This window comes from Chitinophaga agrisoli, assembly GCF_008386695.1.
In the GTDB taxonomy this organism is placed as follows: Bacteria; Bacteroidota; Bacteroidia; order Chitinophagales; family Chitinophagaceae; genus Chitinophaga; species Chitinophaga agrisoli.
On record NZ_VUOC01000002.1, the window covers coordinates 1,120,356 to 1,146,414 of the forward strand.

Annotated in this window: 10 protein-coding genes; all 10 read right to left on the reverse strand. The window is 49.5% G+C overall.

Annotation, left to right across the window (positions count from 1 at the left end; genetic code table 11):
- Position 1: 1 nt before the first annotated feature.
- Positions 2–3,097 (reverse strand): hypothetical protein, encoded by a 3,096-nt coding sequence (locus tag F0L74_RS11790; protein ID WP_149838065.1) that lies wholly within the window; start codon positions 3,095–3,097, stop codon positions 2–4.
- Positions 3,098–3,496: 399 nt separating this feature from the next.
- Positions 3,497–8,989: a PA14 domain-containing protein gene (locus F0L74_RS11795; protein ID WP_213086945.1), complete on the reverse strand. Its 5,493-nt coding sequence runs from the start codon at positions 8,987–8,989 to the stop codon at positions 3,497–3,499.
- 171 nt (positions 8,990–9,160) lie between these two features.
- Entirely contained in the window at positions 9,161–10,264 is a 1,104-nt protein-coding gene (locus tag F0L74_RS11800; protein WP_149838067.1) for a hypothetical protein, read from the reverse strand.
- Positions 10,265–10,273: 9 nt separating this feature from the next.
- Complete coding sequence (locus F0L74_RS11805; protein WP_149838068.1) at positions 10,274–12,532, reverse strand: hypothetical protein; 2,259 nt, start codon at positions 12,530–12,532, stop codon at positions 10,274–10,276.
- A gap of 426 nt (positions 12,533–12,958) precedes the next feature.
- The gene (locus F0L74_RS11810; protein ID WP_149838069.1) at positions 12,959–15,757 is read right to left on the reverse strand and encodes a M14 family metallopeptidase; all 2,799 of its coding nucleotides are present in this window, start codon (positions 15,755–15,757) and stop codon (positions 12,959–12,961) included.
- A gap of 27 nt (positions 15,758–15,784) precedes the next feature.
- Positions 15,785–18,538 carry a M14 family metallopeptidase gene (locus F0L74_RS11815; RefSeq protein WP_149838070.1) on the reverse strand — a complete coding sequence of 918 codons (2,754 nt, stop codon included), beginning with the start codon at positions 18,536–18,538 and terminating at the stop codon, positions 15,785–15,787.
- A gap of 41 nt (positions 18,539–18,579) precedes the next feature.
- Positions 18,580–19,872, reverse strand: coding sequence for a M20/M25/M40 family metallo-hydrolase (locus F0L74_RS11820; RefSeq protein ID WP_149838071.1), 1,293 nt, complete (start codon positions 19,870–19,872; stop codon positions 18,580–18,582).
- Between the two features lie 23 nt (positions 19,873–19,895).
- Complete coding sequence (locus tag F0L74_RS11825; RefSeq protein WP_246197684.1) at positions 19,896–20,528, reverse strand: hypothetical protein; 633 nt, start codon at positions 20,526–20,528, stop codon at positions 19,896–19,898.
- Between the two features lie 22 nt (positions 20,529–20,550).
- Complete coding sequence (locus tag F0L74_RS11830; protein WP_149838072.1) at positions 20,551–22,161, reverse strand: SusD/RagB family nutrient-binding outer membrane lipoprotein; 1,611 nt, start codon at positions 22,159–22,161, stop codon at positions 20,551–20,553.
- 24 nt (positions 22,162–22,185) lie between these two features.
- Entirely contained in the window at positions 22,186–25,782 is a 3,597-nt protein-coding gene (locus F0L74_RS11835; RefSeq protein WP_149838073.1) for a SusC/RagA family TonB-linked outer membrane protein, read from the reverse strand.
- Between the last annotated feature and the right edge of the window lie 277 nt (positions 25,783–26,059).

Here is a 26,059-nt window from a genome sequence, read left to right on the forward strand (position 1 = left end):
ACTATTGCTCTTTTAACAATGCGCTTCTTGTTTCTTTAATTGTTTTTATGCCTCTTTCTGTTTCTTTCTTCAAACGGATCAATGTGCCATCATCATCGTACTCATAGAAAGTAGCATAGTTATTTTCATCCAGTTCTGCCATCAGACGCAGATTTATGGCATTGTATACAAACGACTTCATATTGGCGTTGTAGGGATGCACCCTTACATCATCGAAGTATACAATGGAACTACCGGTTGACACCAGGTTAACAGATATGCGAGTGGCGGATGCCGGCACAGCTATTACGCCTTCCACCCGTTGCCAGCCATCAATGATGCCGCCAATAGGTTTGGCGTTAACAATTATATTACCCCCGCCGTTCTCCACCGTCAGGCTTACCTGGCTTCCTGTATAGCTTTGGCAGTTGCAATCCTGTGCTTCTTTTACCCATGCGCTTACCAGTATTTCCTTACCAGGTATGGGTAAAAACCCAGGCAATATTGCATTCGCATCTGCTCTTATGCTTTTTAAAGCGATATTCCCATCTGCGCAGACGCCAGTGCCTGTATTGAAATTCAGACCGGAGACATCTGTATCTGCGGCTACCAGTGCTGCGCTTATACCGGCTGATGAGCCGGCATTCACCCGCAGACTGTACCTGCCGGTATGCTGCTGGGTAGAATCAATGTTAGCTTTATAGGCAGAAAAATCGAACCGTCGGCCTACGGCGCATGTCGTATCACAGATAACAGGTTCAAAAAAGTAGTCCTCAAATCCTTCAAAAGCAGACTCCCTGTAACGGCTGTTCTGTACCACCGCTACTGGCACGCTATAGTCATAACCATATAACCCGGCATTGTAACGGCCCAGCGGGTCTTTATTTTCGAGCTCGAAGCCTTTACGGTTAAAGAGGGTGCTTTCTGCGTTCCATACCCATCGGGTGGTATCCACAGGGTCAGATGACCAGGCCCCGGCGGCATTTTTCCAGAATGCGGTAAAATCTGTGAAGGCGCCATCTGTGCTGATGTCTGTTTGTTGCGTGTCACTAACTTTCGCAGTCCTTGTCCCATAATAAGTGTAAGAACGGGCAGGCCGCCATTCGCCCAGCAGGCCATAGAAATATGGGTTCACGCTGGTGTCCGTGATGGCGCTGTAGCAGTCTGTTACAAACGGCGCAAGGTCTACTTCCACATCATCTATAATTGGGTCGCGGCAGATATCAGAGTTGATAACCACATGATAGGTACCTACTGTGCTAGGTTTTACGCCAGTAACCACCGGTGCAGGGGCCGTGCTGGAAAATCCGTCGGGACCGGTCCATTGATAGGTATCGGCGGTAGTCGGTAGATTGATCACACTGAGGTAGATGTTCTCTCCTATGCAGTACTGCGGTTTATCAGACTTTGCTACTTGTGCGGTAATAAGATCTATTATCTTGATCGCTTGCGTGGTTTTTGCACCACAGGCATCCACCACTTTTATAATATAGCTCTTATCAACTGTTAATGTATAACTACCATTTGAAGCAGAAGTACTGAACCGGCCGCTGGTGTTAGAAGCAATAGGCGTACCATTCTGTCCCAGTTCGGCCGGTATTATGCTAAATGTGTACGGAGGCACTCCATTAACAGCAGCGGTCCTGATGTAGCCGGAATCATCCGGCAAACTGGGGCAAACCCAACCAAATGTATGAATCGTATCTACCGCTAATGTTTTATTCTCATAAACAATCGTCTTTACATTTACGCCAAAGCTATCGACGCTGGTGGGGCTCGCGGACATTCCGACAGTATACACACCAGGCAAGGGTAATATCAGCGGCGTATCGATCGGTACAATTTTGGAGCTATAACCGGGAGGACCCGACAATATTTTAAAATAAACAGGCTGACTGTTATTTTTATACATAGCAGTGCCAGACCGAACGACTGCCATTCCATTACAGGTTGGCTGCAGATCGTAGGTCCAGTTGTAACGGTACACATCCGTCTCTCTGACAGTAATTGGAACATTATAAGTGTTACAACCATCTGTAACCGTAAAAACATAATTCCCAGGGTGAAAATAACCGGATTTGGGCGGCAGTGACACCTGTACCGGATGCACAGAGGTCGCGGACGAAGGAGTTCCTTCATAGAAATAATCGGACGGGCTTAGCAGTTTGATAGTTGTATTGGCAGTAAAGTTGCTGCCGTTCCGTAATATAAAGAAAGACGCGGCGCCATCGTTCCCTGCCGGTCCGGTACTATGGGCATTGGCTTGCGCCCTGTACGGATTGGGCGCTGCATTTACTATCCAATTGGCATTTTGATATACTGGATAACCATCGGATGAAGTACAGGTAACGGTATAACTACCAAATGGGAGCCCAGCCGTTGTTCCAGACTCTAGATCTGAAATTGTATCATACTTCATCTCACCCGTGCTATTATTTTTGAAGCTAACAAACACGGGCGGGCACACAATCTCTCCGGTAACAAAATAGTGCGCATCAAAGTTAATATTGCAATTATTGGATGATGAAAGACTCAGTGAAGGAAAGCCCAGAGGTACATCTATCGCCACCTCTTCTCCGCAGGGCGATTTGATGAAAACAGTTACTTTTTTCCCATATATGTCCTTAAACGTTAAACCGGAAGGCAATGGAAGGGTATCTCTTATACCCGAATAGGTTGGTTTATAGGGTATTTTATCTCCACCATCAAATGACATACTGGAAGTTAAAGGCGTACCCGGCTGCCAGTATGAGGCGCCGTCATCGCCAGGTAAGGTAGGGGAAAGCATCTCCATCCGGTTGCAGGTAGCCGGTACTGGCAGCAAGTTAAACGGATGAATATCCATTTGTGACATCGGCGGCATTTCAGTGATATCTATGGTCTTAGGAGGCATTCCCTGGCCACATGTGTCCGTTACGGTTACCGTATAGGAACCAGCCGATAGATTATCAATAACGTACGTTTTATTATAGGTAACAAATGTGGTAGGCCCCGTATAACCAGCTGGCGCATCGATATTTATTGTATACGGCCGGCGGCCGTCCACTATGGTCACACCGATTTGCCCTGTGCTGCAGCTGTTCAACGTATTTCTTTTACGGCTGGTAGTTGCTGCCATTAGCTGGTAATTACCGGGAACTGTAATATTTTCAGTACTCGATACTTCCACTGATCCGTTGCAAACGCCCTTAACAGTCACTGAATAATCGCCAGATGGCACATCAACGAATGTATCAGAAGATTGATCACCCACGTTGATCCCCCCGGGTGTTTGCGCCTGCAGGCTATAGCGGAGACCGGTTATTGATCCGGCATCTGGCCCCGCAAGGCTAGCTACTATCCTACCATTCCTTGTACAGGTAGAAGAATCTGCTGACAGTTCAATATGCCATTGGCATTGTGCCCTGACCTCTGCCGCATAACACATCAACAGCACCATACATAACGCCGCAACAGCCATTGACTTCTTTATAACCCACCGTTTTATAAACATGTTAATTCGTTTCATCATTGAATATTATTGCTCATTAGGGGCGCAGATAAGCCTGGCTTTGCGTGCGTCATCTACCTTCCAATGTTGTTTAAATTCTGTGACAGCGGCATTAATGATCTTTGAGTTATTGTCTATCACCAGGTGATAGGCGCCTCCGGCATCCTTCTTCAGCGGGTTTGCCATCATGGTTACCTCACCGGCAACAGCGCTGATGTTTTTCCTGCCGGAGCGGATTATCTTCAGTGAAATATTGTAACCGGTAAAGGGCGCACCTTTGGCGTCTACAAAGTAGATATCCGGATCGCCTCCGCTGATCGCCGTTGCATCTACCGCCCACAGCTTACCGCTTAAAGGATAGGTAGCAGGCCGTGGATTGCAATCGTCGCCGGATGTTTTAGGGCTGGACCAGATCAGGATCTCATCCCCGGATGCAAAGTATGCCGCCACATCAGCAGCCGTCAGCCCACGGGTGACCTTCCCCTGCTTTATATCAATATCTCCTGTTACAAATCCTACATTCTTATAAGCGCCGCTCATGCCGTCATACATCCAGTCTGCAGGATAGGTAAAATGATAGATCGGGGCATTATACTCATTCTGGGTACCCGTCAGCACTGGCTCTCCTGATTCACTGCTGTATAACATATTGCTGGTAGTTACCCGGCTGCCCTTGTCTATTGCCCGTACGCTGTCAACGATGCCATGGCGGTTCACCACCTTGGTTACTGCTACGGACCGGAACTTGTTTTCGTCCCGCTGGGCAAGGTTCAGGAGAGATGGTATCAGCCAGGGCAGAATACCCGCTGCAAACATGTCTGTATTCAGGTTCACGTTATAAGCGTGGGTTACCGCACGCTGTTCCCGCATATCTGTCATTAATTCCACATCCTTGCCAATAGAAGCCGCAGGGTCTATTGCACCCTGCAGAGTGATGGCTGGCACGGTATTGTTAAGGTGCTTAAACTCGGCGTTCACATCATCTACATGATAAAAGTTCTCTGTATATGTGATATAGTGCTCAGGATCTGTTTCCGGGTAGGTGGCTACAGAACGGATCTTGCCGTGCATATCGTTCAACTCTACCTTAAATCCCTGGCTTACTGCCAGGAAATACTTGGCGTCAATATGCAGAAAACTGCCCAGTGCCGGTTTGTATTTCCGCTTCTGATCCGCCAGGTTGGTCTTCTCCGTGAGCGTGGGAAAATCATAGGCGGTATAGAAATTAGTTTCCGTATACCCGTTGGCAGAGCGGGTATTCTTTGTGTGAATAGATCTTACCCTCACTTTACTATACCCTACAGCCGGCGCGGGGAAAAGTGATTCTCCGAGCGGCTCTTCCGTATATCCCAGGTTTACCGGCGCAAGAGCAGCCACCTGTTCGCCATACTGTTTCACCGGTACCCTCCATGGGTTCTCCTCTCCGCCTAAGACCGGCTCATATACTGCTACGCCGGAGCTGATCGTTTCCTTTACATTATTTACCAGCCTGGTAGTAGTATAGAGGTATTCCTGTCCGTATACGGATTCTTTTTGTTTGGTCATGGCGCTCCAGTGGTCATAGCTCACAATGCTTTTTACACGTAAGCCGCCGCCATATTTCTTAAAGAAGGGATTGTTCAGCCGGATGAATGTCCGGGACAGGTCAACTGTCTTTGCCCAGCCTTTATTGCGGGCGGTATTATCAAAGGAGCTGAACATATTTATAATATTGCCTGCCATACCCAGCACCACCTTTACCTGGTCTGCTATACCTGCGTCATCGCCTATATCAGAGCCAGGATATGCCTTGGAAGGAAGGTTTAAACGCAGGAATTGTATGGCCGCCTTGGCTAAGGGGCTGTAAGGCCCTCCTGCGTTTCCGTCGTTGTCTATCGATTTGAGCTTTACCCAGATGGTACTTCCGCCGTTGATGGAGCCATAGCCCCCTTCCAGGTCCAGCGTGGCATAACATGGTACATACTCGCTGCCGCTACCCCACTTGTCTGTTGGCATCTTTGTAAACAGCTTAAAATAAGTGGTGTCCAGCCCCTGCAGGTACCAGCTATATACTTCATTGTTGTTATTCACCTTCCTTGGCACATTGATACACACATATAGATTATCCGCTATATCGAATGTGGTCTTCGCGTCATATAAATTACTGGAGAGCGGGCTTCCGGTAACCGGCTTTGTATTGGAGAACCCAGCTATCTTAAATAATTGCGCGGCCCGTTTATTCTGCACATATCCGTAATCATCACTTTCATAGGTGATCTTCATCCGTCCTCCCGCTGGCTCTATGATAGAATCCAGCGTCCAGGCGGCTGCATTATTTGCGGCCAGCGTACTGTCCTGCAATGAGTAAGGATACTCGGAATTTGTGATCAGGTTAGTAGATGAAGATCCCGGGTTTTGCAACGGGTCTTTATAATTCCCCCAGCGGTCGAAAGATTTCGCATTATACCCGGGATTGTTCTTATTGTAATGGAAAACATATGGATTGCGTTTTCCTTTCTCATTACCATTATAGGTAAACCATATACTGTCCAGCGTAAGTTTGCCGCTGTCATTTACCGCGCCATTGATACCCCGGCACAATGTATAGCTGTAGCTAAAATGCACTGTCTTTACAGGAACGGCCTGCAAACCACGCGCTCTGAAATCTGCTTTATTATACAGGTTTATCTCTTCGAGTTTTTTAGCGGGCCCGGTATGTTTTTTACCGTCCCGGTCTATTGCCAGCAGGTCTTTCCGGTCGCCCAGCTTAAACGTTGCGATCATATTCTTCGACTCAATAGAGTGCATATACCATAACTCCTTTTCGCCGTAGATATAGCTACCCTTATCATCCCGGTTATCCGCTCTCAGCCCCTCAATATAACTGGCGCTGTCTGTGTAAGGCGATCTCCATCCATAGGGATTATGTATACCGGCTACCCGCGTATAATTAAATTTTACGGCATTACCCCGGTCGTCGTCGGAGATACCATCACCGGTAAAGTCCATATAATCCGGTGACAGTATACCTGTAAGCAGGAAGGAATGCGCATAGGCAGGCATTTCCTCCCGGTTAAAGTACCAATCGGTACCGTTCCTGTTGGTGGTACTGTCATCTACACCCGGCGTATATTTCACCAGTCCGTCCTTTATATTACCATTGCCGGCATTTACTGCGAACGTGGCTTCCTGTTGTTTCAGGTTATATACAGGCAGGCCATATACATATCTCCTGCCATCATTATTCAGTACATCTATTTCAGAGATGTGATCCGCTTTGCGGAATCCGTACACTCTTTTTTCTTTTGTGATAAGCGTATCCTTTCCTCCATCCAACGTAACGCCTATTCCTGTGCGGAAGGTATCCTTGGAAACAGGCGGATACAGGAAGGCCTGCGGAATGATGGTACGGGGATGACCATTGTACTCCCAGTATAGTTTAACACTTCCCAGTTTCCTGAACTGGAAATAGTCCAGCTGTATATCCACAAACTGGCCCGCTACCAGGTTTACGGTCGTTTTTCCCATGGTATTCTCGTCTCCGGCGCCCTGCACATACCAGCGGTTTGTCATCTGCTTGCCATTCAGGTATAATGCTGCACCATCATCACTATCTGTGATCAAAGTATATGTACCAGTTTCATCGGCCTTTAAACGGCCTTTCCAGGAAACGGAATATTCGTCTCCCAGGTCCTCTGGGGAGCCGGCTTTTATATCTTCAGTGCGGGAAAAATCTATTTTACTATCCAACCGACTATATACCTTATGCCAACCCTGCGTCCACCACATAATCCCTTTAAAGTAGTCGCCTAACAAACCGGTTCCGCTTGCATTGGTCTCATCAGGAAAAGTATTGTCACAGTTCTGCATGCCAAAGGTGTTGAGCGTATAGCTCTCTATGTATTTTGACAGCCCTGTCTCGCCGGCCTCTTTTGCCGTGAGGTAAGTGATCACCTGTGTCCTTTTCTCCCGGTTTGTTTTAACTGCGGTCTCTTTCTTCAGCTGTACTTTCTCTACAAGTTGCTGGTTTCTGTAACGGTTCAGGTAATTGGTGGTGGACATGGTGCTGCTACTGTTACCAAGTTGGTACAGATCTACTGCCACCAGGTCGTCCCCGCCAATGGCATCGTAAAAAGATTTATCATTTGCCGTTGCTTCACCGGGATTGCGGAAATAAGCCGGTTCAAATAGTTTATCCTGTTGCTGGAACCCGATGGTGTTAGCCAGGGGATTTTGACTGGTCCAGCGGCCGGTTTCACTAAATGCCCGCACATAGTTCAGGTCTACGCCACCATGCACAATATTGCCCCAGCCAATATCAATACTGATCTTACCGGATTGATCTTTCGTTTTCATATAATGGTCATACACAAATCCAAGATCGCTGCGGTATGCACGGAACATTCCCCCGGTTCCTTCGCCGGTAACGGAGAAAACGTCATAGGTATAGGTAGGCAACCCTATATTGGGCAGATCCGGTTTCTCGCGGTAGGGTATTTCTTTTTCCCGGTTATAGTCCAGCAGCACGTCCGGAGAAGTGCCATTCTGGTAATTCAGGTAACCGTAAGCCGGGATAGAGCGGTGCTGATCTTCTGGCGCTATATACTGGTTTGACATATAGCCGCTTACAAAAAAACTGGGATGTACCAGCGTAATGGCCCCGCCTATTTTAAGCGTTACCGCGTACATGCTGCTGGTATATGGTAAATTGACAGTGGGCGTAAAAGACGGATAGGCAAATGACATCAGCGTACGGGAAATGCTGTTACCGCTGGTACGCGGCTTTTTACCTTCTTCGCCCTTCTGTCCGCTGGTACCTGCGGAAAGCTGCAGGGCCTGCATGCCGGACCGGGAATTATAACCGGTACCTATGGCCAGGAACCCGCCGTAACTGCCTTTATCTGCTGCACGTTTTTCTTGTGCATGCAAGGATAAGGAAGGCGACAACGTTACGCCTTGCTGGGAGTTATTAGTCAGCGACATACCCGCCGTTAACGGGCTGGCGGCCTTCGCTCCCACATTGATGCTCACGTTTACGCCATATTCGAGGCCCCAACCCCGATAGGTATTGTGAAACACGCCCAGGCTGCCGCCCAGGCCAATAGGCACGCCTGTCACCTCTACATCCATACCGGATGTTACGCCGATCGTTTTACTATCCTTAACAGAAGATGTTTTCAGAATGGAATCTGTACCGTTAAAATCGTCTGGCAGGCCTCTCATATTACGGTTAATGGCGCCGGCGTTGATATTCCAGCCCAACCCTACCCAACTGGCTTCTTCGTCCATGGTAATGCCGCTGTTATAGCCGATGGTGACAGGGTATCCGCCAACATCCATCAGCGGCAGGGTATAGGAGAAATTACCAGTAAAAAGATCCACCATATTGGCGGTGTTGGCAGAGTGGAACGAATTGCTTTCCGGCTGCCCCGGACCGCCGAAGCTTTCAGCGGCAGCGGGCGCTTTCATCTCTTTTCTCTTTGGAGTAGCGGTGACAGCCGTCATATTAATGCCAGGCTTTTTCACTGCTTTTCTGTACATGTTGACAGATCCGGCTGCACCTATGTGATAATTGCCAGTAAAGCGTGCCCCCCTTGCATAAGCGGGCACCACTATATCTCCGTACAGCAACAACAAGCAGATGATCGCAATCGTTTTCCTAGCTTTTGCAGCAAGTGCCAGTATCATGTAAATATTATTTAGCGTAAATTTTTATTGTTTATCCAATGGCGCATATATGAACTTCATGCTCCAACGCTCCTGCCGGGAGTTGACCAGGCGGAACTGGTAGCTTTTGCCTTTCTCCAGCCGTGCGCTGCGTTTCAATGCCAACTCCAGCAGGTTCTCGCCGGCTTGCAGCGAAAGGCTACCTGTTTGCACCACTTCGTTATTATCCTGTAGCGCTATGATCTCGTACTGCACTTTTTTATCATTGGCTAAGTTGCTGTAGGAAACCTGCAGCGGACCGCTGCAATTGATCACGGCGCTCGTCAGCTCTTTTTTCAATTGCACAAAACCGCTGAGGTCAGCTCTATTATTTACCTGCTTACCGGCGATCCGGAAGGTCCATACCTCTGTTTGCGCGGCAAACCGGGGACCGTTGTTGGCGATGATCGTCCAGGCATATAGTTTAGCTGTATCCAGTGTCATAGCAGACGCAGGATAGTTGATGAACAGGTTCTTATTGTGCGGCGCCCGGAACACCGGTATATTCTGTTGTATAGCTTCCGGCGCGGATTGGCCCGGACGTACTTCCACCAGCTTTAACTCATAATTCAGGTCATTGAAGATATTCAGCGGAGCCGGGGGTAACCAGGTAAACTGGGGTAGTCTGGATTCCAGCATACTTTCATTAGCGGGCGTATTTAACAATGGCGGACTTACCGGTTCTACTGTGAAGGGAATGCAATCTTCTGCTATCAATCCGCCGGTATGGCTGGTTGACACCACGCTATAACAGGCCTGGTAATTACCTGTTGTCAGTAAGCCATTGGTATTCCTATCTACAGCCGCAGAGAGATACTCATATTGTATGGGCTCTATGTCCGTTGCCTGTAATCGCCGGCCGCCTTTATTCAACACTATGGTCCGGGAAACGCCGGTTAATAGCGGCTGGTTGGTTTCTGCATCCGACAAACGCAATACCATCTTTACACTTACCGGGTTAGCTGAAGCGGACGTTAGCACAATATTCCATAATTGTGATTTCTGCATGATCCCAACCGGCGGTATCTGCACGGTCATGCTTACCTGTCCGTGCATTTGCAGCGCGGTCAGCATAACCACCGTCCATAGGCATAGGTACTTCTTCATCATTCTTCTTATTTAAAATATCTTTGTATATGTAAGTCTTCCTGTATTATTCGGCACCAGCTGCTTAGCGGCGCCAGGCACAAATCCTTTATCCGCCATCAGAGAAACCTCTCCCAGCCTGGGTATATTCACACGTGTATTACCGGAATACCCCAGCTGTTCTATGTTAAATTGTGTTTGCCGGTTATATTTTGCACCGCCTCCTATCTCCAGCCAGTTATTTATTTTATACTGCACATTTCCGTCTATACCATACAGATCATAATCCTGGTTGGTAGCGGCTGACAAAGAACCGTTGAGTGTAAATTTTCCCAGGAACACCGTATGGTTCAACAGGATATTCTTGCTATTGAAATACACGAAATTGCTGTCTGTCTGTTTATTATAGAACCGGGTATAGGAAAAGATGGTATTCATCATCACGCCATTGTATTCGTAGAAATGACTAACAGACCCAACCAGTGTGTAAAAAAGGTTCTCTGTGTATTGGTTTTCACTAAGCTTTATGAGCTGGGAACTAGGCATATAACCCACCGCAACTACCGGCCATTTTTTTATCCGCAAAGTGGCTTGTATACTTTTGAAGATGGTGTTTGTCTTATAGTCTACATTCTGATACAGGCTGGTAAAATCATTCTGGCGGATGGAAGCAGATAATGTAAGCTGCTTCCTGAAAAATGGCTGATCTACCCGCAGTGACCAGGCGCTTTGCGAAGAGCCGGTAGTATACAGACTAAACGACTGGAAATTAGCGCCCATCTTTTTATACATAGCATTGATACGGGTGCCCGTCAGCGGGACAAATGAAAACGAGCTTACAGAGTAGGCCTCGTTGGAACGGTTACCCAGCTCCAACATACTGCCCATTGTGCTTTGTTTATCTGTGCTGCGCGCGTAATAGGGCAAGGATGATTTAGCCACCTCTCCTACCAGGTAGTTGTTCCGGTTCAGCTGCCACTTACCCTCCAGGGACACGCCCATTATATTGTAGTTGGGGGCCGTCTGCGGGTTGGTACCAGTTGTATCTGTATTAAAGTTGTATAGCTGCTTTTTACCGGTATACCATGTAAAAATGATGTTATTTCCTTCCCGCATGCCTGTACCCACTCTTATCAGGTTCAGGTACTGTCGGGACCTGTTCTCATTCACGATAAAATTCCGGAAACGGTAATCCACCATACCGGTTGCGAATGCTACATAATAGGATGGGTTGTATTCTGCCTGCACACCAAGGATGCTGATATCTTTTGCGGTTAACTCAGAATAATCCACAATGGTACGGCCAACACCTACAGATCTTATAGCCAGCAGGTTCTTGTATCCTTTAGGCAATACCGTATCCGGCAGGTTCATAGCATGCAGGTTATCAGCCAGCTCCTTATTGTTCCGACTTTTCATGAGTACGTCCAGCAGCTGCGTGTTATTAACCCCATATGCTTTCTGCTTCCCGAGGTATAACTGATCCAGGCCGGCCAACTGTTTTTGCAGAGAATCCAGCTGCTGTGCCGCTGCTGCCCTTTCTTTCACCAACCTGCTCATGGCGGTATCTGTCTGTGACATTTTAGGCCGGTCTATCGGCGGCCAGCGTTGTGCCAGGTTAATATCCTGCATTCCAAAGCCCGCAAGACGAGATAGAGAATCCTGCACCTTTTCATACAACGCCCGTTCTTTAGCTTCCACTATCTGCTGTACACCGAAACGGGCAGCTATGCTGTTCTTTAACTGGTACACCTCATTGGCTTTCTGTTCCCATTGCGCACGTAAGGCCTTTAACTCATCCAGCTGTTGCAACCGCCCTGCATCCCAATGCCTGGCCTTATCTGCCAGCATATTCTTAAAATCACTGTTGGTATACTGAAGGTTAATGCCCGTGATATTCCTGAAAAGGGATGAATTACCCATATTGGTCGTGAAAGCCACCCGGAGCGGGTACTGGTTCCTGACGGTAATGTCCAGGAAAGTCTGCACCGTATGCTGGTACACATCGTTTTCGATATAGGGCGTGTCTACATGGGATTGATAGTAGAGATCATACGTAACGTTACCGTGGATAACAAGGAAGGGTGTACGGGGTGGCAAAGCTATCACCTCCCGCCTTTTCCTGATCGTAGGGACAACTGTATCCTTTCTGAATAAAGGGTAGCTAACAGCCGTCACTCCTTTACAGCCGTCCTGTATCAGATAAAATCCGGTATCCTGCTTCGTTTGACTGAATCCTTCACGTGCAATCAGCAAAAACACCCATAATAATATGTAGGTACAGGTTCTCAAAACAATGTGTTAATATTCATTTCTTAGGTATAGGCATGCGATTATCCGCATGTTTCTTGTTAATATACATGAACACAGAAAAAACGCGGTTATATCCGCCCGGGAAATATGACAATTATAATAGCAGGCAATATACTTGCACTTTTCACACGTTATAGGGATGCAATCTTAAGTTGTCATTATTTGGGTTACATAACTTTCGGTTTTTTGTCCTCCTGGTATTTGAGTAGAGTTAAGGGTTGTACTGCTCACCTTTTCAACTCATAGGTATAAATGATTCGCGACAAAGATTTATATATTTTGTGAAACATACAAATTTTTTTACTGCATTTTTTTATCATTGACGCCAATCATTAAAATAACAGGGCGGGCGTCTGCATATAATATGCAAACACCCGCCCATGTTATACGTCAATCCCTCCTCCCCTACTTCATCCCATACAACTCATTAAACAACATCTTAAACGTCCCATGCGACTGCCCCCTGAACGTGATCTCCGGCCCAAACGCATACAACTTTCCACTTCCCACCGGTGCTACAAACGCGGCCACGCCATTTTTCAGATACGCCTGTCCCCAGGCCCAGCCACTACGCAGTGGTTTATCCGTTGCAAACCATGCAATAGGTTTAACTCCTTTATCCGCCGCGCCTGCATCTAATTTAAACACAGGACTATTATCAAAATTAATATCACTCACAGCATACATCCCCCACGCAGCGCTCTGCGTACTATCCACCGCTACCTGCAGCACGCTGCCGGGCACAAAATACTTAGCCCCGGGCAATGGCTTTTCTTTACCTTCTTTACTCATCTCCGTCAGCGCACTATGCACCGGCAGTCCTAAATGATACGCCAGGTTAGTACTACTGCCAATGGTCACCACCGTTCCGCCTGCCTCCAGGAATTGCTTCAGCTCCGGCACAGATTTCTCGATCGTCATCTTACCAAGCGTATGACGAAACTCTTCCGGTACATCTTCCGGATTAGGATCCCGCATAGCAAACCCACCACCACGGCCGCCTTCCGTAACGCCTGCAGGCGGTGGTATAGCCCGGGTAACAAATACGATCACATCGTATTGCTTGCGGAGATCACCGGCGTCAATATCCTGAGGATACACCAGCTTAAACGGAAAATGATATTGCTCCATGATCCAACGCACCCAGCCGGAAGGAATAGAACCGCCATAAGTATCCCATAAAGCGATCCGCATAGCCGTTACCGGTACTGCTCCGGCCGGCTTTTTACTTACGCCGGTAGCCGCAACGCCGAGCGTAGTGGCAGATTGTTGTAGCAAAGCTTTGGTTTTACCGCCAGCGGGTATAAAGAAAGAACCCGGCGGCATACCTTCCATACCCTGTGGCAAACGGAATACTTTTACGCCTGCTTTCAGCAGATCGTTCACCGCAATAAACGCGTTATTCTCATGCGCGCTTAATACATATCCCGCAGCGCCATCTGTAACGGCCGCCTTAGGCATATCCTGTAACTGACCATACGGCAGCTTTTCAAACGGACCGCTAAAATCATCCAGGATACGGTCAAACTGTACCCCCATCTGGAAAGCCAGCGTCCAGCCGGCAGCGTCATACGGCCGGATGGGAGGACCGCCCGGATACAGGAAATCATTGGGATGATCCTGCGGTTCAAACATATCCAGCACATGTGGACGAAAAGCCTGTGCAGCTTTTACTACATAAGAACCTGCCGGGTATGTTTTACCGGCTACGGTAAATTCAGCCGTTGCCTTCTGTATGCTAATACCTGTTTTAATAAGTGCATTAATAAACTTAGTCGCCGTGGCAAAATCCGCCTGGTTAGCCGGCAGGATATACCCACGCGGATCACGGTTCACAGGGTTCTTCAGCACATCATCATAAAACTTCATAGAGATAGCGCTGCCTCTCCGGGACCATCCATAAGGATCGCTGCCATCATCCGGCGCGGCGGCTTTGCTATCGTCTTTACCAGCCTGCTCTTGTTTATAGGCAGCGGTAATAGCATCAGAGCGTTTGGGTGATAAGGTCCAGGTATCTTTATTACCTCTGTCTATCGCGTTCTTACCCATCTTGTAAATATTGAACAGCACTTCATCCCGCTGACGCGCGGCATAATCCAGCACGGCATAATTCAGCGATACCGAGTAATCGATAGAGCGGCGGAAATGCCAGTCATCCGTAGGCAGCACCGGGTTAGGCGTAGCGCCGTTGGGGATCAGGCGGTTTGGCACTACCGGGATCTTTTCCGGCGTAGGGTTGCCAATGATCTCCGTCAGCAGGCCTATCATGTTATGATATTGGGAGGTGGTACGTAAACCGCCGTTATACCAGGTAGAGAAGCTGGAGCCATTGAGGCGGGTAAACCCTGGTTTGTCCTCCGCATTCAGGCGGGTATACATGGCCGCGCCCAGCGCATCAATACCGGTGATCATCAAGGGATCAAAAAAGTAATTAAAAGGGTCACGGTAAGGAGGCCCAGCCAGCACAGAACCTTCCGGCCCGCGCTGGTGATGGTTGTACATGATCTGCGGAAACCATTCCAGGAACAGCTGGCGCCCCATATTGGTGCTTTCCTTAGTATTCATCATGTAGAAGTCGCGGTTATTATCATGACCAATGTATTTTTCATACAGGCGGGGTATCTGGTCAGTGGAGCGTTTCTTAGGATCGCTGTTACGCATATACCAATTGGAGACCAGCTCCTGCCCATCGGGGTTGGCATGGGTAAAAAGTACGATCACATTGTCCAGGATCCGTTTGGTCTCTTCATCGTTACGGCTCAGCAATTGCCACATGGTTTCTATCAGCTGATGGGCGCCCACTACTTCCGTAGCATGCAGGCCGCCATCTATCCATACTACGGCCTTGCCTTCCGCAGCGAGAGCGCGGGCCTGGTCCATACTTAGGTCTTCTGCGCGGGCCAGTTTCTGCGAGATCTCTTTATAGTGCTCCAGTTGCTGCATGTTCTGTGCAGCAGAAACGATCACCATGTATTGGTGACGGCCTTCTTCCGTCATACCAATATCTACCAGCTTTACGCGGGCGGGATCCGCCGCAGCCAGCTTTTTGAAATACGCTTCCGTTTGGGTATAATTGGCAAGCTGGTAATCATCGCCAATATCAAAGCCGAAATGCTCTTTTGGCGAGGGGATGTGTTGCGCAAAAGATGGCGCGCTCAGGCACAATCCAATGGCAGTAAGGGTGACGAGGAATATACGTTTCATGGGCTTATAATTTGAGACAGGCGCTCATTATTTATAGAGTTGGTTGAATAACAGTTTAAAGGTGCTGTGCGACTGTCCACGGAAAGTGATCTCCGGGCCAAAGGCATACAGTTTTCCTTTGCTTACCGGTGTGGAAAAAGCCGCCACGCCATCTTTCAGGTATTGCTGTCCCCAGGCCCAGCCGCTATGTAACGGTTTAGCCGTAGAGAACCACATCAGCTTTTTTATGCTGCCGCCATTGCCGGTTAATTTAAACACCGGGCTACGGTCAAAATATACATCATTTTGCGCAGGCATACCATAGTTCTCCGCAGCGGTGGTATCAAAGTCTGCGATGAGCAGGCTGCCGGGTATGTAATATTTATTGCCGGACAGCGGCTTCAAAACGCCTTTGTCATTCTTTTCCAGCAAGGCGCTTTGTACCGGTAAACCCAGGTGATAGGCCAGGTTGGTGCTGGTGCCAATGGTTACGATCTGGCCGCCTTCTTCCAGGAACTGTTTCAGCTGCGGCACAGAAGTATCTGCGGTGATACGTCCCAGCCAGCCGCGGAACTGTTCCGGCAGCTCTTCTGGTTTAGGCGGTTTGGGTGTGTTACCGCCTGATCTGGCAGGCGCACGGCGTTTGCCCGTATCCGGTATAGCGCCGGTAGGGAAGATGATCATATCATACTTCTTCTTTAATCCGCCGGCGTCAATGGCTTTGGAATAGATAAACTCCGCATTGAAATGGTATTGCTCCATTAACCAGCTCATCCAGCCGGCCGGGATGGAACCGCCATAATTATTCCAGATGGCGATACGCATAGGCGCCAATGGCGTCATTCCAGTGGGTGCAGCATCTGCATTGCTGACGGTAATACCAAAATCCGCGGCGTCTTTTTCCAGTATGGCCTGCGCTTTGGCATTAGCGGGAATATAGAACGCACCGCCTGCAGGCAAACGGTATACTTTCTGGCCGGCCTTTAGCAGATCATTTACTGCTATAAAGGCATTGTTGATCTTTGGATCTATGAGGTAGCCGGCTTTGGCTACGGTAACAGATTGTTTTGGTGGTGATTGTAATTCGCCATAAGGAACGGCTTGCAATGCGTCGTTAATATCGTCCAGCACACGGTCATATTGTACGCCCATCTGGAAAGCCAGCGTCCAGCCGGCAGCGTCATAAGGGCGGATGGGAGGACCGCCGGGATATTGAAAATCATTCGGATGGTCCTGGGGCTCAAACATGTCTATTACATGCGGGCGGAATGCCTGTGCGGTCTTTACCACATAGGAACCAGCCGGGTAAGTTTTACCGCCTGCGGTAAAGTCTGCGGTGGCTTTATGTACCTGTATACCAGACAGGATCAATGCATTGATAAACCGCACAGCGGTAGGAAAATCTGCCTGGTTGGCCGGTACAATATACCCACGGGCATCGCGTAGGGAGGGATTCTCCAATACGCTGGCGTAGTATTTATTAGCGATCGTATCTTCCCGGCCAAAAGAAAACTCACCGCCTTCGCCACCGCCGGCATCCGCCTGGGCCGCGTCGTCTTTTTTCTTAGTATCGTTCTTTGCCAGTGCCTGTATGCTGTCTATATACCGGGGATAAAAGGTCCAGTTATCACGGCTGCCGCGTTCAATTGAGTTTTTACCCATCTTGTAAATGTTAAACAGCAGTTCCGCTTTATAACGGGCGGCATAATCCAGCACCGCATAATTAAGCGATACGGAGTAGTCAATAGACCGGCGGAAATGCCACACCTGCGGTGTTATAGGATTGGGCGTAGCGCCATTGGGGATCAGGCGCTCCGGCACCAGCGGCACCGTTTCCGGCGTGGGGTTGCCAATGATCTCCGTTAACAGGCCCACCATGTTATGAAAATAGGGCGTAGTGCGTAAACCGCCGTTCCACCAGGTAGAGAACTGGGAGCCGGCGCGCTGGGTATAACCTGGTTTACCTTCTACATTCAGACGGTTGTTCATGGCCGCGCCTACGGCGTCAATGCTGGTCACGATCAGCGGATCATATACATAATTGAAGGGATCGCGATAAGGAGGGCCTGCCAGTACGGAACCTGCGGGGCCGCGCTGGTGATGGTTATACATGATCTGCGGTATCCATTCTACAAACAGCTGGCGGCTGATGTTCTGGCTTTCCTTCATGTTCATCATGTAAAAGTCACGGTTGTTATCATGGCCCACATATTTTTCGTAGAGCCGGGGAATGTTCAGCGCGCGCTTTTTAGGATCGGATTCCCGCATGTACCAGTTGGATACCAGCTCCTGGCCGTCCGGGTTGGCATGGGTGAGCAGGATCACATCATTTTGCAGGATGTTCATGGTTTCCGGATCTGTACGGGTTACCAGCTGGTACATGGTCTCTATCAGCTGGTGCGCGCCTACTACTTCTGTAGCATGCAAACCGCCGTCGATCCAGATAACGGATTTACCTTCGGCGGCGAGGCTGCGGGCCTGATCGTCCGTTAGCCCCTGCGCATGCGCCAGTTGTTGAGAAATATCCTTATACCGTTTTAATTGTTTTATGTTTTCGGGGGATGATACGATCAGCATCCACTGATGCCGGCCTTCTTCCGTCATACCGATATCCACCAGCTGCGTTCTATCGGAAGCAGCCAGCTTCTTAAAATAGGCCTCTGTTTGTGTGTAGTTCGCCAGTTTATAATCGTCTCCTATATCAAAACCAAAATGCTCTTTGGGCGATGGTACGGTCTGCGCCCAGGCCATGGCCCCACTTAGCAGTAAGGGCGCAAGCAGGCGGTAAAAATTATTTCTCATAAAGTAGAGCGGTTATAGATCATGAATTAACAAATACGTGTTTATTTGGCAATGCCTGCTTCCGCGAGCAATAATAACAGCGTACGCTGGATAGCCAGGTAACCGTTATCATTTACCCACCATTCCTGCAGCGCATGGGCATTGCCACCCCGGCCTCCGCTGCCAAGGGTGACTGCTGGAATGCCCTTCGAAATAGGAATATTGGAATTGGTAGAACCTACTCTTAATTTGGGCGTTCCGCCTACAAATGTCACCGCGGCTTTTGCGCGCTGGATCAGTGTAAGGGAACTATCGAGCATACCGGAAGGCCGGTCGCCAATCAATGCTACATCTACCGTCAGGTCAGCGCCGGACTGTTTCATCTGGTTCTCCTCCTGCAAGGCGCGCTGTACGGCTTCCTGCAACAGTTTATCTACGCCGCCCAGCCGCTCCGGGCTTTCTGAGCGCATATCTACTTCCATCCAGGACTCAAAGGGGATAGAGTTCACAGAAGTACCACCGCCTATCACGCCTACGTTATAGGTGACCCTTACGCCTTCCTGCCGTACAAAACTGTCTGCCGTTACTGCCCAGTAATGAATAGCGCGGCCCAGGGCATTATGCGGGTTGGCCAGTCCAAAAGCACCGGAGGAATGACCGCCCGGGCCTTTGAAGGTGATGCGGTAACGGTGAGAGCCTAAACCACGGTGGGTAACGCTTTCCATATCCCAACCGTCAATAGCAATATAACTGTCTATTTTACCCGGCCCTTTATCACTGAACAGGTTCTTTACGCCGCGCAGATCCCCTTGTCCTTCCTCACCTGTTACGCCACAGAACAATACGTCCGCATCTGTTTCAATGCCTGTTTTTTCCATGGTCTTTAACACGGTGAGCACGATTGACAGCGCCCGGGTATCATCCACAATACCCGGTGCTGCCAGCGTGTCTCCTCTATGTTTCACCGTTACATCGGTCCCTTCCGGGAATACTGTATCCAGATGCCCTTCGAGTACGATCGTTTTTTTGCCGTTCCTGCCTTTCCGTTTTGCGATCACATTACCGGCGTTATCGATCCATACGGAGTCTGCGCCGGCCGCCTTCATCATAGCGGCATACTTTTCCGCGCGTTTCATCTCTTTGTAGGGCGGGGCGGGAATTTCTGTTAAGAGCAGATGGTCGCTCAGGGTCTGCGGCTCCAGGTCGATAATGGTCTGCATGGCCTTTTTTACGACCGGCCTGGCGGCCAGGGCTGAGATCTCAGCAGAAGGCCCGCCTTTCTCCTGCGCATAGCCGGCAAAACCGGCCGGTAAAACCATCGCCGCGAATAATGTTGCTTGTATGATCTTTTGCATAGTATTGATGCTTCCAGTTTAAATTACTGATTTTTAAACCTAACGCCTACACGGCAATCGCCTGGTTCTCCCCTGGCCTCATCACACACATTGTTGAAGTAAGTTACAGTACGCCGGCCGTCATCCAGGTTCAGTATAAATTTAAACAGGAAATAGTCATTAACCTTCACATCTGCCAGGTTTACCTGGTTCATGGCAGCCAGCTGGGCAGCAGTAAAGGAGTAATTCTTTGGAAAATCCTTTACGGTCTCATATAAATGGTCCGTAGTGCCTACAATACTGGGCAGCGGGAACTGCGCAATATTGGGATACTGGTTGCCCGGCTGCGAGATCACCAGGGGATAGGCCGGTACGCTAGCCTCAGCTTTGTTATAGCTGGCATACACCTCTATAGAGGTTACCCTGGCTTTGCCAAAACCTTCCCAGTTCAATGAAAATGCAAACTGCTCGTTGGCCAGGTCCGTATCCTTGAGGTTAAAGAAAGCCACCTTACCTGCCTGCCGGGTAGGCAAGGCCGTTTTAGTAGTGTCTACGATCACAATGGGCACCGCGGTGTATTGATAATTTTCCCATTCGTAGTTTACCTTTTTACAGCCGTGAAAACCCCATGTGGCTATTAACAGTACGAGCCCTATATGTTTTATGCTTAGTTTCATAATCAGTATTTATTGTTGAATGCTATTTATCCCAGAACACCGGCGTGGTTTGCTGCGCGGTCTGTAGCTGGCTGGCGTTGCCTCCCAGGCTGGTATTGGCCGTTAACTCTGTTTCTGAATAATACAAGCGCAAGGGAAAAGTGTTCAATGGCGACAGCAAAGTGCGCAGCACCGGCAAACCCGTTCTCCGGTAGTCGTTATAGGCTTCCATGCCGTTACCATAATTGGCTATGTATTTCTGCGTCATCACCAGGTTTAGCTTGCCGGCGGCATCCGCGGCATCGTATTGGTTTACCAGGTTATCCGCAAAACTGTTGATCAGCGCGGGGCTTAATGCAGCGCCGCCGTTGGCGGAGGCATACGTGCTTATACTGGCCAGGCTGGCAGTGATACCGTCGCGGAAATTCTGCCGGGCGTCATCGCCGGTATTCAGCGTAAGGGCCGCTTCTGCCCGGATGAATTTTACCATCGCATTGGTGATATAAGGCATGATGCCTGCACCGCTGCCATCCGTCACCCCTACTACCTTCAGGGAGCCGATGGCGCCGTCGTTCGTAAGGAACTGATTGGTGCCGGGCAGGTTATTGATGGGCGCATTATCATACAAACCGCCTGCAGGGTATATGCCAAAAGTAGAGCGGCGGCTCTGGTCTGCCGGGGAGGCCGTGCCATCGCCCGGGTTACGGCCGTAGTAACCATTGCTGTTGTTAGAGTTGTTCAGGCCCGCTGTGCCGTTCTGCCGGATCACATAATAACGCAGGCGCGGATCATCCGCATTGAATAAGAGGTCTATCAGCGACTGGCACATATAGAAGTTCTTACCTCCGCCATATTCTGAGCGGTGCCAGGGATGCCGGTTATTGGGATTCTGTCCCGCGCCAAACCGGAACGTATAGTCCAGGCTGTTGGAGTTGGATGTGCCGCCTATCAGGGTAGACGGGTCAGCGATCAGCGCTTTGATCTGTGTAGTGGCACGGGCCGGATCTACCAGGCGGATCTGGTTATAGAGCTTTAGCTTCAGCGATTTGGCCATGCTGATCCAGGCGGACTTAGCGCCGTTATAGATCATGTCTGAAGTAGCGGGTATCAGGGTACCTGCGCTTACCTTGCCCGCATCTGCAATGCCTTCGTCTATCAGCGTAAGCACACTTTCGTAGATAGCGGCCCCTTTATCAAAAGCAGGGCTTACATTCTCCTGGCCTTTCTGTGATTCTGTATAGGGTATATCCCCCCACATATCCACCATCAGGCTTACCAGGTAGGCTTTTTCCATTTTGGCAATGGCTACATAACCCCATTGTTCTTCTTCCGTACCGGATTTGATAACGGTTTCCAGGTCGTTCAGCGTTTGGCTGTAGAAGCCATTCCAGGAGTCGTCAAAACTGGTGCCTGCCTGCTGGTACCGGCTTAAAGCAGCAGAAGAAACCGTGTGCTGCATAAAAGTGCCGGTACCGCTGTTCAGCTGGTACATATTGGCCGCCATGGATACTTCTGTAGATGGCAGCAACAGGGCCAGGTCTGCGGTGGTGGGGTTGTTGGGATCTGTATTAATATCCACGAACTTGTTACAGCCCCCGGCCACCGATATTAAACCGGCTAACCCGCATGTATATATTATATGTTTGAATTTCATCGTCATATCAGATTAATTGAGTCATCAGAAAGAACACCGCAGGTTTACGCCATAACGCCGGGTAGTTGGCACCGCCAGGTTATCATAGCCCTGTGAGTTGCCTACGCCCAGTGAGCTTACTTCCGGATCAAAATTGCTATACTTGGGGAAGTTGGGCGCGTTGTACCAGAGGTTACGGCCCGTGAGGGAAAGAGCGGCAGATCCAAAAGGCGTTCTGGCCAGCAAGGTTTTCGGGAAATCATAGCTCAACGATACTTCCCGCAGGCGGAATACCGTCGCATCAAATATGGAGCCTTCTGCTACCCCGCCGGGGCCCATACCACCGCTAAAGAAATGATCCTCATAAGAGATGGCCACGTTATTGGGGATCTTTTTACCGGTGGCGTCACGCAGCGCGGTAAGCGTATTGATATCTCCCAGCACGCCGGGCGCTATTATCTGGAACTCGCGGTCCTCCGTATCCCTGGTCACGCCGCGGGCCATCATCTGGCCTACCGTGTTGGAATAGATCTGGCCGCCCTGCTTCCAGTCAAACAGTATGCTTAACGACAGGTTATGGTACTTAAACGTATTGGTAAGGCCCAGCATAAAATCCGGGTTAGGATTACCAATGGCCTGCAATGCGCCGGATTGCAGCGGTTTACCGGTGTTAGGATCGATCAGGATATTGCCTTCCTCATCGCGGGCATACGCCGTACCCTGTATAAGGCCATAAGGCTGGCCTACGATATGTACGCTGCTGGTGCCGTTGGTGCCTCCGTAGCTAAAGCGCTCGTAACCGCCCAGGTCCTTGATCATATTACGGTTGCGGGTAAAATTGGCGTTGATATCCCAGTTAAATCCGCTGTTGGTTTGTATGGGCGCCAGGTTCAGCCCTATTTCCACGCCTTTATTGGTGGCTTCGCCCAGGTTAAGGATCTGGGTGGTGTAACCGGAAGAAGGCGCTGCCGTTACCTCAAAGATCTGGGAAGTACTTCTTTTATTATACCAGGTAAAGTCAATGCCAATACGGTTATCAAAGAACTGTAATTCAGACCCCAGTTCCAGCTCCGTAATAAACTCCGGTTTCAGGTTGGCATTGGTAAGCAGGTTGGCCTGCGTAACTACGTTGTAGATAACGCCGCCCGGAGGCGCAAAAGGCAGGCCCACATTGGAGGGCGTAACAGAAGATCCCAGGATGGGATTGATCTGGTAAAAGCTTTGTGTCTGGTAAGGAGAAGCTTCGTTACCCACCCGGGTATAACCGGCCCTTACCTTACCAAAGTTCAACACCTTTTTAGATAACTTCAGTGCTTCCGTAAATACCAGGGAGCCATTCACGCCGCCGTAGAAATAGCTGCGGTTATTGGCCGGCAGCGTGGAAGATACGTCGTTACGGCCTACCAGGTTCAGCGAGCCCCAGTTCTTCCAATCCAAAGTGATATCTGTAAAGAAGGCGTAATAACGCTGCTTTAACAGGTTCCGGTTATTATTAAGCTGTATAGGCGTTACGGAACTGGTATTGTTCATATCTATCAGGTCCGCTACGATGATGTTGTTACCGTAAAATGCTTTGCGGTCTGTTAAACGCTGGTTTACGTTGTTGCCCACAATAGCGCGGAGTGACAGATCAGTAGTAAGCGGGTGGGTGACCGTTAACAGCAGGGTATTATCCAGCTCCTGCCGGTAGATATTATCCGATGTGATGCTGCCGTTCGGATACGAGGACGAGCCTTTGCCCTGCACGCTCAGCCGCCGGTCTGTATAAGCGTTAAAACCAACCGTGTTCTGCACGTTCAACCAGGGGAAGGGATCAAACCCTAATACCAGGTTGCCATAGTACCGGTCCACGGAGCTGGTGGAAAGACTGTGTTTTACGGACCAGTATGGGTTATCTATCCCCGTATAATCATATACGTTACTACCGTCCAATGGATTTTCATAGGGATAGTTGGTCAGATCATAGCTGGTGGGCGTATACATTAAGGCAGACATGATAGAGCCGGTAAGACCGCCAACAGGGGGCGTTTTCTGCCGGGTCATCACGTAGTTGATAGAGCCGCTGGCATAAAACTTATTATCCAGGCGGATATTACCCCCTATGTTCATGGAGGTACGGTTGATCTCATTATTAGGCACAATACCATTATTCATAGTATGGGAGAACCCGGCGTTGAAATTGCCTTTTTCGCTGCCGGACGAGATCGTGATGGCATTTTCATATACGCTACCCTGGCGGAAGAAATTCTTCACATTCTGGTCTGCATAGGATTTGTAAGGCACCTGTATGGGCGTAACGCCATCGGCCTCATAAAACTGCGGAAACACATTCGCCCCAAACTGGCGGGTAAGCTGCGCCGGTACGGTAGTACGCGTAGGCAGCATACTTTTCACGCCGGGAAAAGGCTGGCCCCAGGAACCGTATACCCCGTGACGATAGTCGTTATTGGTGCCTTGCCCATACCTGGTCTGGTACTCCGGCAGGCCCGCCACATCTTCAACAGAGTAAGAGGTGTTATAGGTGATCTCCAGGCCTTTGCGGCTTTTCTTTTTACCCGCTTTGGTGGTAATGATAATAGCGCCATTGGCCGCCCGGGAGCCGTACAGCGCCGCTGCGGCCGCGCCTTTCAGCACCGTCATGCTCTGTATGTTGTTAGGGTCCAGGTCAAAAGCGCGGTTGGTAACGCCAGCGCCGCCTACGGTGGTACCGCCCACATTGGCAAAGCTGGAGTTATCAAACGGCACCCCATCCACCACAAACAGCGGTTGGTTATTACCATTCAGCGATGAGTTACCGCGGATGGTGATGTTAGTGCCACCACCCGCCACACCGCCGGCGGATTGTACATTCACGCCCGCTACTTTACCGGTGAGCGCCCGTATGGGGTCCGGTTCAGATTTCTGCGCGAGTTTTTCTGATGTAACGGTGCTCACAGAATAACCGAGGCTGGTTTTCTGCCTGGCTATTCCGGCAGCCGTTACCACTATATCCTGCAGCTGCTTTACGGCAGCTTTTAGTCTGATGGTTTCTGCGGCGGCGGCGTTGATCTCTGTTACGCTATACCCGATGGCGGTGATCACCAGGGTAGCGCCGTTGTGCACTTTCAGGGTGAATGCGCCGTCAGGACCGGAGGCTACGCCATTATTGGTGCCTTTTTCCACGATGGTGGCGCCGGGGAAGGGTTCCCCCGTTTCGCCCAGCACCCGGCCTTTAAGCAACGTATCCGCTACGGGGCGCAGCGCCGTGATATCATTCACCGGCGTGCGCTTATCTGCCGTGCCGTGATTTTCTTTAAGGATAATATAGCTGTCGTTCACGACGAAGCCAATATCCTTGCCCAATACCTTGTCCAGCACTTTTCCCAGCTCTTCTTCATTGGCGCGGGCGGTTACTTTCCTGTCCAGCGGTATCTCGCTGGAACTGTATACAAACTTTACGGATGCCTTGCTACGTATCTGGTTCAATACCAGTTTCAGGCTCATATCATCCGCCTGCAGCGTGATCTTTTTACTGAGGATACCTTGTGAATAAGCTGCATTGGCATAGGAGATGCCAGACAATAACATGCCTGCCATCAATTTTAATGACGTGATCTTCATGCATTTGGTCAGAAAGGCATTTGTCTTTAATGTAATGTGCATAGCCCAATTTTCTTTGTAGTTCTGGTTGAATAAGACAAAAGGATTCCCCTCCGCGGCGAGACGCGGTTTTTCAATATGCGGACAGGCATGCCATGCCCTGTTACGGTTGATGGATAACTGTAACCGGCTGACAATAACTGTCAACTAAAATGCTTCCCTAATAAATAAAAATGATTCCCGTTCGTTGGCTGCCTTATTGCTGTCGCCGGCAGTGATGGCTGTTCGTAGCTCGCAGTGTTACAATCGTCATAGGCGCGATGTTTTTAAGGGTGAATGT